Here is a 17854-nt window from a genome sequence, read left to right on the forward strand (position 1 = left end):
GGGTTGAATTCACCCTGGGATAGTTGGATGCTGGAGCCCTGTTTACGCTGTTTGTTCCAGAACGGCGACCACGCGCGCTGCCGCGTCAGGCCGGGCAGCGGCAAGCGCGGCTGCGGCCATGGGTTCGCGTTCGCCGGGCATGGTCAGGAGCCGCAGCAGAATGTCAGACATTCCCTGCACGGCCATGCGTCCTTCAGGCACCAGTACGGCAGCGCCGCTGCGAGTCAGCACCTCGGCGTTGCGGGTCTGGTGATCGTGAATGGCATAGGGAAAAGGCACAAGAACCGAGGGCAGGCCTGCGGCGCAAAGCTCCGCCACAGTGCTGGCCCCGGCGCGGCACAGGGCCACGTCGGCCCAGGCATAGGCCCCGGCCATGTCGTCAATAAAAGCGGAAACACATTCGGGGGCATACCCCGCCGCCATATAGGCCGCGCGCACACTGCCCTCATCGGTTATGCCGGTTTGGTGGCGAATTTCCACCCCGGCACCGCGAAATTCCGCCAGATTCTCAAGCATAAAGGCATTGAGCGCATGCGCGCCCTGCGAACCGCCCATGACCAGCAGACGGCGCGTCTGCCGGTGGCGATCCACCTGCCCCACCGCGCTTACAGCCGCCCGCACAGGGTTGCCCGTAAACACGCATTTTTTCATATCAAAGCCGCTTGTATTGGGCAGCGAAATGCACACGCGCCGCGCAAGCCGTGCCAGAAAACGGTTGCTGGCCCCGGCTATGGCGTTCTGCTCGTGCAGCACGCCGGGCACGCCAAGAATACGTGCGGCCAGCATGGGCGCAAATGCGGCATACCCGCCGAATCCAGCCACAACATCGGGCTTGAACCGGCGCAGAATGCCCACGGCCTTGCCCACGGCAAGAGCCATCTGCGCGCCTGCGCCCACAGCCTTGAAGCCGCGCCCCAAAAGGCCGCGCACAGGCAGCCCCTCAAAGGGAATGCCCGCCTGACGCATCAACCGTTCTTCCGGCCCGTAGAGCGAGCCCACAAACAGCAAGTTGGCATTGGGATTGCGACGCCGCAATTCCTCTGCCACAGACAATGCCGGAAAGATATGCCCGCCCGTGCCGCCGGTCGTCAGGATGATGTTGTCCATGTGTCCGCCGTCCTTGAAAAGTTCATGAGCAGGCCCACGCACAGCATGGTGGCCAAAAGGTTACTGCCGCCGTAACTCATGAGGGGCATGGGCACGCCCTTGGGCGGCGCAACCCCCATGACCACGGCCAGATTCATGACCGAACCCATTGCAAGAATGGTGGTAATGCCGAATGCGGTAAAGCGGTCGCGCAGATTGCGCTGCCCCATGATGATTTTGTAGCAGCGCCAAAAAAGCAGCGCAAACAGAATCATCACCGCGCTTACGCCCACAAAGCCCATTTCTTCGGCAAGCACGGCCATAATAAAGTCGTTGTGCGCTTCAGGCAGATAAAACATCTTCTGCTTGCTTGCGCCAACGCCTACGCCAAAGAAGCTGCCCGAACCAATGGCCAGCAATGACTGCACAAGCTGGTAGCCCGTGTTGTGCGCATCCTGAAAAGGATCAAGAAAGGCCAGCAGACGGCGCAGACGATAGGGCGAAGAAATGGCCAGCGCCATAGCGCCGCCGCATGCGAGCGCCACCGAAAAGAACAGATAGACAAAGCGGGTGCCGCCCGCCACGCACATGAAAAACAGAATACTTGCCAGAACGACGGCGCTGCCGAAGTCAGGCTGCAAAAGCAGTAAAAAGCAGAATAGCCCCGTGACGGCAAAGGGAGGAATGACGCCCCGGCTGAACGTCTTGATAAGCTCCTGCTTGGAACTCATGAAATACGCAAGGTACAGCGCCAGCGCAATTTTGACGAACTCCATGGGCTGAATGGAGATAAAACCCAGCGGGATCCAGCGTTTTGCACCGTTGATGGCAGGGGTAAGGGGCGAGAGCGTCACCAGCAGCAGGAGCAGCGCAAGAAAGAGCGCCGGATACTGCAGGCGGTACAGCCAGTGCCTTGGCAGGAGGGCCGCGCTCCACAGTGCAACGCCGCCGCAAAGGGCAAAAATGACCTGACGCTTGAAGAAAAAGTATTTGTCGCCGTTGACCTGCTCCGCCACGATGCCGCTGGCCGAAAGCACCATCACAAGACCAATGGAAAGGATAATCAGCATGATGGTGAAAAGCCACCAGTCAAAGGGCGCGAACGGCCCTTCTTCCGTGGCCCTCGCCATGGCGCTGTTTACCTTGGGCGCTTTTTCCTTACCGCTGAAGATGTTCTTCATGACAGCTTACCCACAATCTGTTTGAAGTCTTCACCGCGCTGTTCATAATTTTTGTACAGGTCATAGCTGGAGGTGGCGGGCGCAAGCAGCACAACGTCGCCGCTTTTGGCATTTGCCGAGGCAAAACGCACTGCCGGTTCCATTGTTTCGTGCCAGCTTATGGGCACGATTCCCTGCCAGGCCTTTTCAAAATGCTCACGGCTGGCCCCAAAAAGCACAACTTCCTGCACTTTGGCGCGCAGCAGATCTACAAGCCCGGCCAGATCGCCGCCCTTGAACTTGCCGCCGCAGAGCAGCCGCACAGGGCGGTCAAAAGCCTCCAGCGCCACCTGAAGGGCGGAAACCGTGGTGCATTTGGAATCATTGACGTACAGCACGCCGACAAGCTCGCGCACACGCTCAAGACGGTGCGGCAAAGGCTGAAAGCGCTCAACGGCCTTGGTCGCGCTGGCTTCCGTCACGCCAAAAAGGCGGCAGGCCTGCCACGCGGCTTCTTCATTAATACGGTTGTGCGCGCCCATGAGGCAGCTTGTGGGAAAACGGTCAGTGGCCTTTACAAAAACCTTGCGTGCCTTGAGGCGATGAGCGTCAGCCAGCGCTTGCAGGTCTTCGCCCAGTACAGCCAGATCGCCTTCGTCCTGACAGCGGAAGAGGCGGAACTTGGCCTCGGTGTATTCCGCCATGTCCTTATGGTAATCAAGATGGTTGGGCGTGATGTTGAGCAGGATACCCGCGCGCGGACAAAAAGTGGTGCAGGCCTGCAACTGGAAGCTGGAGATCTCAAGCACAAGCACATCGGCTTTTTTGCCGCCGAGAACATATTCCGAAAGCGGTGTCCCGATGTTGCCGCCCAAAAACACGGAATAGCCCTGCTCGTGCAGCATGGCGGCAGCCAGAGAGGCCGTGGTGGTTTTGCCGCTGGTGCCGGTTATGGCCAGCACTGGCTCGTCATCAAGGTAACGCCAGGCCAGTTCCATTTCGGCCAGAATTTCAGAAACCTGCGTGTCCACCAGCCCTGCAAGCCTGGCTACAGGCATGCCAGGGCTGGGCACCACAAAGGCCGCGCCTGCAAACTGCGCCGCAGAATGCTCGCCAAGCTGCACGTCAATGCCAAGGGCCGCAAGTTCAGCGGAGAGCACTTCCCTTCCGGCCAGCGCCTTGAGGTTGCTGTCCAGTAGCCGAACCCTCGCCCCGGCGCGCCGCAGCAGCCGGGCGGCGGCAAGGCCTGAACGGCCCGCGCCCACAACAACTGCCAGTTCGCCGGGTTCAATACGTCTGCCGCGATTTTTCTCCAGTGCCATATCCCCTCTCCTCAGCGCAGCTTCAGAACAGAAAGCGCCACAAGGCCCAACAGGATGGAAGTTATCCAGAACCGGATGATGATCTTGGATTCAGGCACGCCCTTGAGCTCAAAATGATGGTGCAAGGGTGCCATGCGGAAAATACGTTTGCCGCCAGTCCAGCGGAAGTAGCCGACCTGTAGAATGACCGAAAGCGTTTCGGCCACAAAAAGGCCGCCCACCACTGAAAGAACAAGTTCCTGCTTGCACAGCAGGGCCAGATAGCCCAGCACGCCGCCAAGCGAAAGCGAACCCACATCGCCCATGAATACCTGGGCCGGATAGGCGTTGAACCACAAAAAACCAAGGCCCGCGCCCACAAGCGCCGCGCAGAACACTGTGACCTCGCCCACGCCGGGCATGTAGGGCAGCAGCAGATATCCGGCAAAGCGGGCGTTGCCCGTGATATAGATGAAGATGGAAAAAACAAGGCAAGCCACAATGGAAGGCCCGATGGCAAGACCGTCCAGTCCATCCGTCAGATTGACGGCGTTGGAAGAGGCCACCATGACAAACACGCCAAAGGGCAGATAAAACCAGCCCAGATCAAAGGTAACTTCTTTCAGAAAAGGAATGGTCAGCTTGCTGCTGTAATCGGGATTGATATAGAGCAGCACCATTGCCGCGCAGGCAACGACAAGTTGCCCCGCCATTTTGGACCTGCCGGAAATCCCCTTGTTTTTGTGGTGACGCAACTTGGTGATGTCGTCCCAGAAGCCAACGGCTCCGAAACCTGCAAAAACAAGAAAAGCCTGCCAGATATAGGGATTTGTCAAATCAGACCACAACAGCAGGCTGATGCTGAGCGCAAACAGCATGAGCAGACCGCCCATGGTGGGGGTACCGGCCTTGCAGGCGTGGGCGGCAACGTCTTCATGAATATACTGGCCGCATTTGAGGCTGCGGAGCCAGCCGATAAAACGGGGACCAATGAGAATAGAAAGCACAAGAGCAGTGATGAGCGCAGCCAACGAGCGGAAGCTAATGTACCGAAAAACGTTGAATACCGTCCATTCGGACGCAAGGGGGACAAAAAGATTATAGAACATGCAGCGTAATCCGTTCTTTTGGTCGTGTTCAGACCGTTATGCCCGTTCTTTAAAGCAGTTAAACCATGAAATCGGAGCTTGAGCGGAATAATCCGCCAACGCCCGTTTCAAGTATGCAACGCTCCAGCAGGCGGCGTTTTTGATCTTGGCCCTCAGCCCCGCACGGCCTCCGGCTCTGTGAGAGTCTGGAGCAGGCATTCCAGCCTGTTGCCGCGTGATCCCTTGAACAGGGCCACGCCGCCGGTTTTGTTTTCGGCAAACCCATTGCTCGTCAATTCGCCCCATGCAGCAGCAAAGGCCGCAGCGTCATACACCTCGAACCACGGCCCTGTATAGCCCCCACAGGTCAGCCCGGCGCGGATATTTTCGCCATGGCCGCCTTTCCAGAATACTGCCGCAGGTTTAAGTTCAGCCAGGTGTTTGCCAAGGGCCTCGTGCTCTGCCTCGGCCTGCGGCCCAAGCTCGAGCATTTCGCCGAGCACAGGCACAAAAAGCCTGCCAGCGGCGCGCTCTGCCGCAGCATCAAGCATGCGACGCATGGAAAGCGGATTGGCATTATAGGTATCGTCAATAAGCAGCCATTTGCCCACGCGCGCCTGGTTGAACCGCTGCACGGGCAGCTCGCTCTGAGCCAGCCCCTGAGCAATTTCCGCAGTGCTCAAGCCCAGCAGATGGGCGGCGGCGGCAACGGCTATAACATTTTCCGCGCCGTACTCTCCCCTGAAAGGAGCGGTAACGTCGCAACGCGCGCCGTCAAGCCAGAGATGGTACAGACCGCGCCTGTCGTCCGGCGCGTCAACGCCCGTTGCGGCATCATCGCGGCTGTCGGCCTGTGCGGGCGCTGGCCCTGCGTAAGAGGCGCGGTACTCCACAGCCCTGCCTGCGGCGCTGAAAAAATGCAGTTCCGCGCCGGTGGCTCTGGCCTCGCGCACAAGTTCGGGATAATCGGCGCACACAAGGCCGATGCCCTTGGGGGCAAGATTTGTGAGCAGGCGCGATTTGTGCCAGGCCACGCCCTTGCTGCCAAGTCCCTCTGTATGCCCGGCGCCGACGTTAAGTATAAGGCCAATGTCAGGGCGCATGACGGACGACAGTTCTTCCATGTCGCCCTCATGGCTGATGCCAGCCTCCATGACCCAAAAATTTTCATCGCCGTCGGTGGCGAGCATGGCGCGGGGCATGCCGATCTGGTTGTTGTTGTTCAGGGCGTTTTTGGCGGTTTTGCCGCGCACGGAAAGCACCTGAGCCAGCACTTCCTTGAGCGTTGTCTTGCCCGCAGTGCCGGTAACGCCCACAACCCTGGCAGTTGTTTTGTCGCGCCACATGGCGGCTATGCTGCCAAGGGCCTTGACCGTATCTTCCACAACCAGCACGGGCACACCCGCATCGGGCAGCGCCCGGGAGGCCAGCACGGCAGAAGCCCCAAGCTCTACGGCGGCAGGCACATAGTCATGCCCGTCCACCCTGCTGCCGGGGATGCAGACAAAGAGAGCCCCGGGCGCGGCCTCGCGGCTGTCCGTCACTGTGGCGGTCAGCGCAATGTCGCTCTCAAGGGCGCTCAGGCCCAGACGGGCCGCTATTTCATTGTAGGTCAGTCGCAATGAAGAAACTCCCTAACTACTTCCTGGTCGCTATAGTGGTGTTTGACACCCTGGATGATCTGATAATCCTCATGGCCTTTGCCTGCAATAAGCAATGCATCGTCCTTGCCGAGCATTTTCAGCGCCTTGATGGTAGCTGCGCGGCGGTCAACCTCAACCACAACTTCGCGGGCGGATTTCAAACCAGGCAGAACATCCTGCAAAATGGCTTCCGGCTCTTCGAAACGCGGGTTGTCAGAGGTCAGCACTGCCACGTCAGACCAGCGGGCAACAGCCTCGCCCATGAGGGGGCGCTTGGTGCGGTCACGATTGCCGCCGCAGCCAAATACAGTAACAACGCGTTTGAATCCAGCCCCCCGCAGGGCCTGCAAAACGTTTTCCAGCGCGTCCGGCGTGTGGGCATAGTCGACAAATACATTTAATCCTTGGGGATTTTCCACACGTTCAAGCCGCCCGCTCACGCCCGTAAAACTTTCAAGAGATTTGAAAGCATCTGGCTCTATGCCCATTTCAAGGGCAACAGCCTGCACGGCCAGTAGATTGGAGGCGTTGAACGCGCCCACCAACGGCGAGCGAAGTTCCCACTTGCTGCCCTCAAGATGCATGCGCATGTGGCAGCCCTCCGTTCCGGCAGAAAGCAGCTCACCCCAGAGGTGACGCTTGTTCAGCGCGCCTTTCTGCAAGCCAAAGGAAAGCGCCGTGGGGCACAGCTCCAGCAGGCGGCGGCCCCAGGGGTCATCGGCGTTGACAGCCATGGCCTTGTCGGGCCGGGGCAGCTCCAGGAACAGGCGGGCCTTGACCTGGAAGTAGCTTTCCATGCTCTTGTGATAATCCAGATGATCCTGCGTCAGATTGGTAAAGGCTGCGCCGGAAAACGGCACGCCGCAGACACGCTGCTGATCAATGGCGTGGGAGGACACTTCCATCACCGCCACATCCACGCCCGCCTTGGCCATGGCGGCCAGCATGGCGTGCACGCTCAGGGCATCGGGCGTAGTGAGGGGCGCGGCTTCCGCATGACCGGGCCAGCGGTAGCTGACCGTGCCCATGACGCCAAGCTTGTGCCCAGCCTGCGCAAAGAGCTGTTCGAGCAGATAGGAGCAGGTGGTCTTGCCGTTGGTGCCTGTAACGCCCACGATCTTGAGCGGCAGTTCGCTGGTGCGCCAGCGGGCCTCTGCCAGACGCCAGAGCGCCTCACGCGGGTCGGAATGATGCACAACGCGACAGCCGCCAGCAAGTGCAGCGGCTTCTTCCGCTCCGCCAGGGCGGCAAACGACAATGGAAGCCCCTGCGGCTACTGCGGCGGGAATAAAACGCGCCCCGTCTTCGTTAACGCCAGGCACGGCAACAAAGATATCGCCGGAATTGACCTGACGAGAATCGACGCGCACTTCAATACCGCCGCGTCTGCACTGTTCAAGAAGGGTTGCAAATTCCCGTTCCATATCAACCTCACTGCATAACCGGGGCAAATGCCCCAATTTAGTCCCGGCGGCGCGCGCAATTCAACCCGCAACCCCGCGCGCCATGCGTGCGCCAGCCGGAAGCAACCTGCCGTTCTTACCGTTCGGAAAGCCAGAGAATATATTCGATGTCCTTGCCTTCTTCAGGCCAGGCCACTCCGGGGGCAGGGGTCTGTTTGACCACTCTGCTGCCGGAGCCTTTGAGTTCAGGCACAACGCCCGCACGAGCAAACAGTTCAACGGCATTGCGCACAGATTTGCCCATCACGTCCGGCACCCGGCTGCTGGCCTTGGCCAGATGCCCCGGCAAACGCATGCCTTCGGCCTGTTGCGGCGGGGCCAGCTTTCTGGTGTCGGTTGCATAGGGAACCTCCAGCGCGGCAAGTTTGAGACCGCGCTGACGGGTCTTGGTGGACGGGCCTTCGCCAGTTGCTGCCTTTGTATCCGCTTCCGCCACCTTGGTTTCGTTAAACATGCCCGTATACGACACCATGCGGGAAGCAACTTCCTTGAACACGGGCGCGGCAACAACACCGCCGTACTGGTTGCGCGAAGGTTCATCAACCATGACCATAACAAAATACTTGGGCTTGTCTGCCGGGAAAAAGCCAACAAACGAAGCAAGACGCTTGCTGCCGTAAGTGCCCGACCTGTGGTCGGCCTTCTGGGCTGTACCGGTCTTGCCGCCCACGTCAATGCCGTCCACACGTGCGCGCTTGCCTGTACCATCATGTTCTTCAACAACATCGCGCATCATGTGCATGACTTCGCGCACAGCGGTTTCAGAATAAATGCGGGGGCGCACCTCATCCACCACGCCGTCTTCGCGCGTGAGGCGCAGGGGCTTGTACACGCCATTGTTGAGCAGGGTCAGGTAGCCCTGCGCCATCTGGAGGCCCGTCACCGAAATACTCTGGCCAAACGAGGTGGACATGATGTCCACTTCGCTCCAGTCGCGCGGGGCGCGCAGGATGCCACGACTTTCAGACACAGGTACGCCCGTGCGCTGTCCAAAGCCCAGCGCATGCATATATTTGTAGAAGGTAGGAGCGCCCATGGACAGGCCGATCTTGGCCATGCCGATGTTGGACGAATAGCGCAGCACCTTGGCCGCAGGCAATGTTCCCTGACGCGAAGTATCGCGGATGGTGAAGTTTTTGGTCACCCACTTGCCGCCTTCGCAGTCGATGAGTGTGTTGGGCGTGACCTTGCGTTCCTGAATGGCGGCAGCCATCACAAAGGGCTTGAATGTGGAACCCGGTTCCAGGGCATCGGCAGCCAGCCTGTTGCGGTAAACAAGCGGCGAAAAATCCTTGTAGTTGTTAGGATTGAAGAAAGGATACTGCGCCCAGGCCATAATTTCGCCCGAGGCCACATCCACCACCAGCGCCCCGCCCCAGCGGGCATCGTATTCCCGCACGGTACGCGCCACGGCTTCTTCAACAAAAAACTGGATCTGCATGTCGATGGTGAGGGTCAGATCCTGCCCCACCGGTTCGCTCTGCCCTTCTTCGTGCAGATAAAAACGGCGGCCCATGGCATCGCGCTGCACAATCTGGCGCGTGGGAATGCAGCCAAGGCGCGCATCGAGCGAGCGCTCGATGCCTTCAAGCCCCTTGTCGTCAAGGCCCACAAAGCCCAAAAGCTGCCCCGCCATGTGCTTGAAGGGATAAACGCGGTCATATTCCTTGCTCAGGCCTATGCCGGTAATGTTGGCCTTGCGCACGGCCTCGGCGGTATAGTCGTCCACCTTGCGCTTCAGCCAGACAAAACGGCGCTTGGTCTGCGCCAGGTCGTCATAAAGCTTCTGCGGCTCCATGCCCAGAATGGGGCCAAGGGTGTTGGCCATGGCCTGAAAATCGGTGATGTCCTGCGGGCGGGCGTAAATGGATTTTGCTTCCACACTGCGGGCCAGCACCTGACCGTTGCGGTCAAAGATCATGCCGCGACGCCCGGTAACCAGCTCCGTTGCCGTATGCTGCCGACGCGCGCGCTCTGCAAGGCGCGGCCCCTCCATCATCTGGAGATACCATGCGCGCGCCCACAGCCCGACCCACAGCATGCAGAAGATGCTGACAACTATCTTGATGCGGGCGCGGCCCCAGTCCACATTACCCATCCAGGCCGGAGAAGTCGCACCCTTGCCCGAAGAGACAAGGTTGCGGGTGGTCTGCGGCTTGGTGGCACGGACAGGGCCAGAGCTGGAGACATTGCGTTTGCGAGAGCTGAGTTTGAACATGGCGTTTCCAAACTGGGCGTCGCCGTGATGACGCCGGGCTTTTTCCGGGCCTGAGCATTAACTGGTCAGGCATTGGAGCATTCCGGAGTTTTTACTGTAGTTCCATACGTCGAATTTGGCCGGGCTTGGGTTCGCGCATACCGAACTCATCTGCCTTGCGCCGCAGTTCATAGGGAGAAAGCAGCCGTTCGCGCTCAACTTCAAGCTTGGCCCTCAGGGCGCGCCGTTCGCGAACAGTATTTTGCTGAATATTGATGAAATAGGTTGTGTCCATGCGCTCAATGTTGCTCCACACCAGCACAAGGCCCATGACCATGCAGCTCAGAAGCCCCAGAACCAGCGCCAGCAGCCATCCCCTGCCCCCATGTTGCTGGTTCATGGCTGTATTGCGCTTCATGATCCGGTGCCCTCGGCTATTTTTTCCACAGCGCGCAGCTTGGCGCTGCTGGAGCGAGGGTTGACGGCCAGTTCTTCGGGTGAGGCTGTCACGGGCTTTTTGAACAGGATGCGCACTTCAGGCTGATGATTGCACACGCATACCGGCACATGACGCGGGCAGCGGCAGCCCTCTGCCCAATGGCGCATGGCCTGTTTGACCATGCGGTCTTCAAGCGAATGAAACGCAATAATGGCGAGTCTGCCGCCAATGGGCAGATATGCTAGTATGTTATCAAGAAAACGCCGCAATTCGCCCAGTTCGTCGTTGACGGCCATGCGCAAGGCCTGAAAGGTGCGCGTGGCCGGATGCCGACGGGCCTTGGCCCGCCATGCCGCGGGGTAGGCCTTTTCCACCAGGGCCGCCAGTTCTGCGGTGGTGTCTATGCTGGCCTTCTGCCGCGATTCCACAATAACGCGGGCAATGCGCCCGGCCTGTGGTTCTTCGCCCAGCATGGCTATGCATTCCTTGAGTCTGGCAAAACTTTCGCGATTTACCCAGTGCCATGCAGAAGGTTGGCCGGAATTCTGATCCATCCGCATATCGAGCGGGCCATCACCGTGAAAGCTGAAACCGCGTTCGGCCTCATCAAGCTGGAGCGAAGACACGCCGATATCCAGCAGCGCGCCGTCCACCTTGTCCCAACCCAGCTCCGCCAGCGCATCGGGGAAATTACTGTAATTGCAATGAAAAATATGGGCTCGGCTGCCAAAAGGGGCCAGGCGCTGACGCGCAAGAGCCATGGCGTCTTCATCCCGGTCAAGGCCGCACAGTTCGATGTCGCTGGCGGTGCCGAGCACTGCCGAGGCATGACCGCCCATTCCCAGGGTGCCGTCCAGATAACGGCCCCCGGCGCGGGGCGAAAGAGCCTCCAGCGTTTCTGCCGGGAGCACCGGCACGTGCCGCACGGGTTCAGCAATGTTATCCAAAATTTCCGTCATGGTGCGGCCTATAGACTGAGAGTTATGCCAAGCCCGGAAAGCTCGTCGGACACATCCTCAAGCTGGAGGGCGTTGAAGCGTTCCTGATCCCAGATTTCAAATTTGTTCAGCATGCCCACAAGCATTGCATCCTTATGCAAGCCCGCCTCGCGCATCAGCACCTGCGGAATGCGCACTCGCCCCTGGGCGTCAGGTTCAAGTTCCTGGGCAAGGCCCATAACCTTTGTTTTGAAGTGCGAAAGCCTGGGTGAAGGCATGGGGATGCTGCCAAGCTGTTCTGTAACCATGTCCCAGTCGGCGGGCAGATAGGCCACCAGGCGTCCGTAAAAAGCAGTAAGCCAAAACACCCCAGAGCCGCCGTCCGCGCAGAGTCCTTCGCGGTATTCCGGCGGCAGCATGAGGCGCCCCTTGGGGTCCAGGCTGCGGGAAAGGCTTTTTGTGAACAGTTTTTTCACTTTTTCCCACTTCTTACTACTTGTTACCACTTTTTCCCACTTATGCCCCATGCCCCACCCCGTGTCAAGTAATGCCGCAAAATTGGCTTTATTTGCGAATTATCTGGCTATCAGCCATCCAGTTTCCGCCCGTTTTTGCAGTGGTAAAAAGTGGCAAATTACCACTGCCCCCCCTCAGGTAATGCACGACAAAAAATAACGCCCATCATTGCCGCCAGAAGCAAAAAGCCACCCGGCGGACAACATGGGCGCGGTTTCAATGCTTTTGCGCCGAATGCCTTGACAATATGCGGGAAAACCAAGACTATTTGGATCAAGCCGGAACTGTAAATTTTGTATTTTTGCGCCCTTGCGCCACCGGTTTCAGCCAAAAGGAACAGATATGAGAACGAAAATTGTCGCTACTATCGGTCCCGCTTCCAACAGCAAAGAAAAATTGCACGAACTGGCCGAGGCCGGGGTCAGTGTATTTCGCCTCAATTTTTCGCATGGCGGCGCAGCGGACTTTGTTACCATTATCCAGAGCATCCGTGAGGTGGAAGCGGCCATCGGGCGGCCCATCACCATCATGCAGGATCTTTCCGGCCCCAAAATTCGCCTTGGCGTGCTGCCCGAAACCAGCATAACCGTCACCAAGGGCATGGAACTGCTGCTCGGCCCCAGTGACCGCCATGTGGACGATTTCCCCTATCTGCCCTTTGACCACGATGTGATCCTCGAAAGCCTCGAGCCCGGCGATCGCATGGTGCTGGCTGACGGCGGGCTTCAGTTTGTGGTTACTGAGTGCCGCTCGGACGGCCTCGTGATGCTTAAGGCGGACAACTCCGGCATCGTCACCTCGCGCAAGGGTCTGGCCCTGCCTGGCAAGGCCACCAAGGTGCGCGCCCTGACGGAAAAGGACAAAAAAGACCTTGCGGACGGCCTCAAGCTTGGCGTGGACGCAGTGGCAATCTCCTACGTGCAGACTGCGGACGACGTGCGCGAAGCCAAGGAGCTTATCGCCGCTGCCGGCAAAAGCCTGCCCGTGGTCGTCAAACTTGAACGGCAGAGCGCCGTGGACAACCTTGCAGAAATTCTGCACGAGACAGACGTCGTCATGGTGGCTCGAGGCGACCTTGGCGTGGAATGTCCCCTGCCCCTTCTGCCCGCGCTGCAAAAGCACATCATCAGCGCATGCAACAAGGCCTCCAAGCCGGTTATTGTTGCCACGCAGATGCTGCTCTCCATGGTCAACAGCCCTGCCCCTACCCGCGCGGAGACCACAGACGTGGCCAATGCCGTGCTTGACGGCGCGGACTGCGTGATGCTTTCGGAAGAAACCGCCATGGGCAACTTCCCCGTTGAAACGGTGCGTTACATGCGCCGCATTACGGACGAAGCCGAACGCCTGCTGCTGCTCAACCGCAAGCTTGAAGAGCCGGACAGCGACAAGGGCATACCTGAATTTCTGGCCTACTCCGCCTGCCTGCTGGCAGACAAGGCTTCGGCCAAGGCCATTGTGTCGCACAGTCTTTCGGGCAGTTCGGCCCGGCAGGTCTCTGCCCGCCGCCCCCCGCAAAGCATCTATGCGCTTACGCCTGACCCGGTTTCCATCAAGGCGCTCAACTTTGTTTGGGGCGTGAGGCCGGTTTTTGTGGAAAACCCGCAGGAAGAACCAAGCCACCTTATCCGGGCCGAAAGCTTTATCCATAACAGCCCTGATTTTGAACCTGACGACTGCGCGGTTATTACCGCTGGTCAGGTCAAGGGGTCTTCCGCCACGCCCCGTGGTACAAACCTTGTCAAAATTTACTGGAAGTAGCTCATGGCCGCAGAGCAAAGGAAAGTTCTTGATGTTCCCATGAACATCAACGAGGAATATTATCAGATCAGCGGCGAAATCCTGTCGAGCTTTCCCAAGTTCCGGCCTCCGGTAGATCTGTTCAGGTTTCGTGAAGACATCGCGGTGCTGGCTCCCTACTGCGTCAAGGGAAGCCGCCTGACCAGCGACCAGGTGGACGAAGTTGCGCAGTTGTGCGCGGAGGGCGACCTTTTTGTTTCCCGCTCCGACCACCCCATTTACTCGCGCCACATCGTCAAGCAGCTTGACCTTGTGTTGCAGGACAACAACCTCAAGGAAGCGGAAATCGCAGATATCTGCATCCGCGCCCTGCTTATGCGTTGCAGCGATTTTTTTGAGCAGCCCGTCAAGGCGCTCTTTGAACCGCTGTACCGCGATGTTATGGTTGTTACTGAATACCTGTGGAGCGACAAACACCACATCAACACATTCATGCGCCGTCTGTTTCGCAAAAACAACCTTGCACGGCATTCCATCAACAGCATGATTGTGGGCCTGTGGATATGGTTGCAGGGCTCTGGCGAATACCGCCGCAAAGACATGGATCGCATTGCTGTTGCCATGCTGCTGCACGATGTGGGCATGTGCAAGGTTCCCCCTTTCCTGCTCAGCAAGGCTGGCCCTCTGAAGCAGGAAGAAAGGGAAAAAATCATTCCCCACCCCATTGTGGGCGTTCGGTTGATGCAAAAGATGGAAGTGTCTTTTGACGAACTGCTGCGCGCCTGCTTTGAGCATCACGAACGTCTTGACGGTTCGGGCTATCCCCAGCACACCAAGGGCAGCCAGACCACCAAGGTTGGACGCCTTGCAGCCGTGGCCGACTCTTTTGCCGCCATGATTTGCGAACGGCCTTTCAGAAAGGGCAAGGATGTTGTGCAGTCTGCCAAGGAACTTGCCAGCGACCCGCGCTATGATCAGGAAATGGCCAACGCGCTGTTCGGTGGTTTTGCCGCAGGCACCATCGGGCAAATGGTCGACATGGACGCGGTGGTAGATACGCCGCAGCCGGAATAGACATCCAGGCGCAGGCCAGCAAGAGAGCAACAAAAATTCATTTGGTCGCAGATCAAACGCCCCAAGGGAGTTTGTCCTGCTGCCAGCAGATATATAAAAAGCCGGTTCTGAACCATGCGTTCAGAACCGGCTTTTTATGTAAGCCTCATGGCCCGCTTGCGCGGCGGTCAATCACCTGGCCCGGCGGGCAGGCCTGTTTACCTTTTGCCCGCTGCGGCAAAAAACACCTCCGGCTCACGCCGCTCACGGCAGTTGCTTTCAAGCATGGCAACGATTTTGTCCACCTGCGGATTGTCAAAATACTTTGCCTGTTCCGGGCAGATTTTTACGCAGGCGCAACAGCGCAAACAGCCCTGCGCCACCAGTGCGGCATTGTTGGCATCAATCACGCGCATGGGGCACACGCTGGCGCACAAGCCGCACTGCGTACATGAATCAAGGGTTTGAGGCCGAATATCCGGTGCTGGCGGCAGCGCCTTGTAAGGGCGGTTGCCGGACACAGCCACCGTTGCGCTTCTTCCACTGCAGATGACGCTGGCAGCGTTGCGGGCAAAATTCGCGATAGCTGCCATATCTTTTGCATCAGGCCTGCCTGTCCCGACCTTTGCCGTCATGCTGTGCTCTGCCACAAAGGCCCCTGCCGCTGGTACGGAAAAACCGTGGGCTACAAACAGATCAACCGCTTCAAGCAGGGCATCGTCATAGTGCCTGTTGCCATACACGGCAAGCGGAACCGCTCGTGCTCCATGCCCTGCCAACCTTGCCAGCGGCTCCATCAGCAACTGGGGAATACGCCCGGCATAGACCGGAAAGGCAAAAACCAGCACATCCTCCGCGCCAAGCGTGTGGGCTGCTGCCCGCCCTTCAGGAAACGTCCAATCCCAGTCATCGCCGCGCGACAGCGCCATATTCTGCGCCAGTTCCTGCTCCAGAACACGGGCAACCTCTTGCGCCATGCTGCGGCTGCTGCCAGTTGGGCTGAAAAAGACAGTATGAAGGCTTGGGGGCATGACATCATCCTTTGTTCATGAAAAAGCGGGCCGTTGGTACAGCCCGCCTGAAGAGTGCATTCTCATACGGCCGAGGCCGCAAATGCAGTTAAGCAAAGAGGCCTTACCAGGCTTTCTTGCTCTGCTCGTGCCCGACTATGCCGCCAGCCAGAGCGCCCACGCCCGCGCCAGCCAGAGCGCCCCAGGCAGCGGATCCACCGGCAATGGCGGCAATGCCAGCACCGCCAAGCGCGCCAAGGGCCGCGCCGCTGGCAACACCCTGCTGGGTCTTGCTCATATTGGTGCAACCGATGCCGCTGACAAACAAGGCGGCCAGCAACGTGATTATCAACAAGTTTTTCATATTTTCTCTCCTGAAGAAACCGCGTAGCGGATTTTGCTGTTACTTGGCGTTCAGGCGGGGTTCAATGATTTCGCGCCAGATCACGCTCATAACGGGGCGGTCAAGCTGCTGTGGATTTGCCGTATACCACGCGTCCACCATCTTGGCGACTTCCGCGCGGTTTACACCTTTGAAGGCCTTCATCCAGCCCTTTTCAAAGGGTGAAAGCGTGTACACCGGACGCTTGCCTTCCTTGGTCGCTTTTTCCGCGATTTTTCCGTTTACAAAATACTCAACGGTGATCGCTGTTTCCACACCGAAAAGAAAGGCGAGCTTTTCAGCTTCGGGAGTTTTTTGCCACGCGGCACCCGTAAACTGATCCACAGGGTTCGCCTTGGAATTTTCGGCCTCGGGCGTATTTTCGGCAGCGCGAACCGGAGCGAATGCCAGAACAAGTGCAAGGCTCAAGGCCAGACACAAAACCGACTTTTTCACGATATGCTCCTTGAGTTGAAGAACCCTCTGCAATACCGCTTGTGCGGCAGCCAGCCGCATGGGCAGAATACACCAGCGGCAAAAATTATCGGGGCATGGCCCTTAGCTTGTATTGTAGTTTACCCAAAACACCACCGAGATATCAAGTACGAAAAACCCGGCTGCCTTACATAAACAGCCGGGTTTTCATTCACAGTGGCGCACGGTGCGCCTTTGTACTTTATATGCCTTGGTGGCAGGGCAATCTGCCCTACGCTCCTGCGGCCTCGCCTATAAGCTGGCGGAAGCGGCCAAAGAGGTACTGCCCATCGCGGGGGCCAGCCGCCGCTTCGGGGTGGTACTGCACGCTCATGACAGGCAGGGTCTTGTGACGCAGGCCTTCAAGCGTGTTGTCGTTCAGGTTGATATGCGTGGCTTCCACATCGTTCACGCCGTCCAGCACCACATGGAAACCGTGGTTCTGGGACGAAATCTCGATGCGTCCTGTGGTCAGATCCTTGACCGGGTGATTGCAGCCGTGGTGGCCGAACTTGAGCTTGTCGGTGGTGCCGCCAAGGGCGTGACCGATAAGCTGATGCCCAAGGCAGATGCCCGTGACCGGGAACAAGCCCACAAGTTCGCGCACCAGAGCAATTTCCGCAGTCAGGGTGGCCGGGTCGCCGGGGCCGTTGGAAAGGAACACGCCCTTGGCTCCGCTGGCCTTGGCCTGCGCGGCGCTGAAGTTCGGCGGCACCGCCAGAGGCTCAAAACCGGCCTCGCACAGGCGGCGCAGAATATTCCACTTGATGCCATAATCATACACCAGCAGGGGCAGGCCCGTGCCGCGCCATGCGTAGGCGCCGTCGGCGCCGAGAGCGACCTTTTGCGGCTGGTTGTCAAACCACGCGTAGGGTTCCTGCGCTGCCACAAAGGGCACGAGGTTACGGCCCTTCATGGTGGGCTGGGCAAGCACTTTTTCCTTGAGGGCAGCGGGGTTCAGCTCCCTGGTGGAAATCATGCCGCGCATGGCCCCGTTGATGCGCAGGTGGCGCGTCAGGGCGCGGGTATCCAGCCCTTCCATGCCAGGCGTATCGAACTTCTGCAAAAAGGCGGGCAATGCCATGACAGACTGCCAGTTGGAGGGCTGCTTGCAGCATTCCTTTACCAGAAAGGCGCTGCAATGCACGCGGGCCGATTCCATATCAGCCTCGGAAATGCCGTAGTTGCCCACCAGCGGATAGGTCATGCAGACCATCTGCCCGTAGTAGGAGGGGTCGGTGAGCACTTCCTGATAGCCAGTCATGCCCGTGGTGAAAATCACTTCACCGCCGGTTTCAAAGTCTCCGGTAAAGGATTTGCCTTCCAACGTGAATCCGTCTTCCAGCACCAGCAATGCTTTCATA

At 58.7% G+C, this 17854-nt stretch carries 16 protein-coding genes; 2 read left to right on the forward strand and 14 right to left on the reverse strand.

Translation table 11 applies throughout. From position 1 onward, the window contains the following. Positions 1 to 42: 42 nt before the first annotated feature. The 10 genes from murG to ACUZ9P_RS12990 form a co-directional block, all read right to left on the reverse strand. On the reverse strand, positions 43 to 1107 hold the full coding sequence (gene murG / locus ACUZ9P_RS12945; RefSeq protein ID WP_449250017.1) for an undecaprenyldiphospho-muramoylpentapeptide beta-N-acetylglucosaminyltransferase: 1065 nt from the start codon (positions 1105 to 1107) through the stop codon (positions 43 to 45). Beyond that, complete coding sequence (ftsW, locus tag ACUZ9P_RS12950; RefSeq protein WP_449250018.1) at positions 1089 to 2267, reverse strand: putative lipid II flippase FtsW; 1179 nt, start codon at positions 2265 to 2267, stop codon at positions 1089 to 1091. The genes murG and ftsW overlap by 19 nt, the downstream gene beginning before the upstream one ends. After that, positions 2264 to 3568, reverse strand: a complete 1305-nt coding sequence (gene murD, locus ACUZ9P_RS12955; RefSeq protein WP_449250019.1) for a UDP-N-acetylmuramoyl-L-alanine--D-glutamate ligase — start codon at positions 3566 to 3568, stop codon at positions 2264 to 2266. The genes ftsW and murD overlap by 4 nt, the downstream gene beginning before the upstream one ends. 11 nt (positions 3569 to 3579) lie before the next feature. Then, the gene (gene mraY / locus ACUZ9P_RS12960) at positions 3580 to 4656 is read right to left on the reverse strand and encodes a phospho-N-acetylmuramoyl-pentapeptide-transferase (protein WP_449250020.1); all 1077 of its coding nucleotides are present in this window, start codon (positions 4654 to 4656) and stop codon (positions 3580 to 3582) included. Positions 4657 to 4808: 152 nt separating this feature from the next. After that, the gene (locus tag ACUZ9P_RS12965) at positions 4809 to 6257 is read right to left on the reverse strand and encodes a UDP-N-acetylmuramoyl-tripeptide--D-alanyl-D-alanine ligase (RefSeq protein WP_449250021.1); all 1449 of its coding nucleotides are present in this window, start codon (positions 6255 to 6257) and stop codon (positions 4809 to 4811) included. Continuing rightward, positions 6248 to 7702 (reverse strand): UDP-N-acetylmuramoyl-L-alanyl-D-glutamate--2,6-diaminopimelate ligase, encoded by a 1455-nt coding sequence (locus tag ACUZ9P_RS12970; RefSeq protein WP_308587783.1) that lies wholly within the window; start codon positions 7700 to 7702, stop codon positions 6248 to 6250. The genes ACUZ9P_RS12965 and ACUZ9P_RS12970 overlap by 10 nt, the downstream gene beginning before the upstream one ends. A 115-nt stretch (positions 7703 to 7817) precedes the next feature. Further along, positions 7818 to 9959, reverse strand: coding sequence for a penicillin-binding transpeptidase domain-containing protein (locus ACUZ9P_RS12975; RefSeq protein ID WP_449250022.1), 2142 nt, complete (start codon positions 9957 to 9959; stop codon positions 7818 to 7820). Between the two features lie 91 nt (positions 9960 to 10050). Continuing rightward, entirely contained in the window at positions 10051 to 10356 is a 306-nt protein-coding gene (locus ACUZ9P_RS12980) for a hypothetical protein (RefSeq protein WP_298993459.1), read from the reverse strand. Further along, positions 10353 to 11336, reverse strand: a complete 984-nt coding sequence (gene rsmH / locus ACUZ9P_RS12985; RefSeq protein WP_449250023.1) for a 16S rRNA (cytosine(1402)-N(4))-methyltransferase RsmH — start codon at positions 11334 to 11336, stop codon at positions 10353 to 10355. Before rsmH ends, ACUZ9P_RS12980 begins: the two co-directional genes overlap by 4 nt. Positions 11337 to 11344: 8 nt before the next feature. After that, the gene (locus ACUZ9P_RS12990; RefSeq protein ID WP_298993454.1) at positions 11345 to 11791 is read right to left on the reverse strand and encodes a division/cell wall cluster transcriptional repressor MraZ; all 447 of its coding nucleotides are present in this window, start codon (positions 11789 to 11791) and stop codon (positions 11345 to 11347) included. A 382-nt stretch (positions 11792 to 12173) separates the two neighbouring features. Between ACUZ9P_RS12990 and pyk the strand changes: the two genes are divergently transcribed. Together pyk and ACUZ9P_RS13000 are read left to right on the forward strand one after the other, a co-directional pair. After that, positions 12174 to 13592, forward strand: a complete 1419-nt coding sequence (pyk, locus tag ACUZ9P_RS12995; protein ID WP_298993452.1) for a pyruvate kinase — start codon at positions 12174 to 12176, stop codon at positions 13590 to 13592. A gap of 3 nt (positions 13593 to 13595) precedes the next feature. Further along, positions 13596 to 14645, forward strand: a complete 1050-nt coding sequence (locus ACUZ9P_RS13000; protein WP_449250024.1) for an HD-GYP domain-containing protein — start codon at positions 13596 to 13598, stop codon at positions 14643 to 14645. 197 nt (positions 14646 to 14842) lie between these two features. On the opposite strand, the gene ACUZ9P_RS13005 is transcribed toward ACUZ9P_RS13000, so the two are convergent. The 4 genes from ACUZ9P_RS13005 to carA all read right to left on the reverse strand — a co-directional run bounded on the left by ACUZ9P_RS13005 (position 14843) and on the right by carA (position 17853). Continuing rightward, positions 14843 to 15655 carry a 4Fe-4S binding protein gene (locus ACUZ9P_RS13005; RefSeq protein WP_449250025.1) on the reverse strand — a complete coding sequence of 271 codons (813 nt, stop codon included), beginning with the start codon at positions 15653 to 15655 and terminating at the stop codon, positions 14843 to 14845. A gap of 103 nt (positions 15656 to 15758) precedes the next feature. Next, complete coding sequence (locus tag ACUZ9P_RS13010; protein ID WP_291445820.1) at positions 15759 to 15998, reverse strand: glycine zipper domain-containing protein; 240 nt, start codon at positions 15996 to 15998, stop codon at positions 15759 to 15761. Between the two features lie 39 nt (positions 15999 to 16037). Then, entirely contained in the window at positions 16038 to 16472 is a 435-nt protein-coding gene (locus ACUZ9P_RS13015; protein WP_022659315.1) for a hypothetical protein, read from the reverse strand. A 250-nt stretch (positions 16473 to 16722) separates the two neighbouring features. Beyond that, positions 16723 to 17853, reverse strand: coding sequence for a glutamine-hydrolyzing carbamoyl-phosphate synthase small subunit (gene carA, locus ACUZ9P_RS13020; protein WP_449250026.1), 1131 nt, complete (start codon positions 17851 to 17853; stop codon positions 16723 to 16725). Position 17854: the final 1 nt, after the last annotated feature.

The organism is Desulfovibrio intestinivivus, assembly GCF_053570665.1.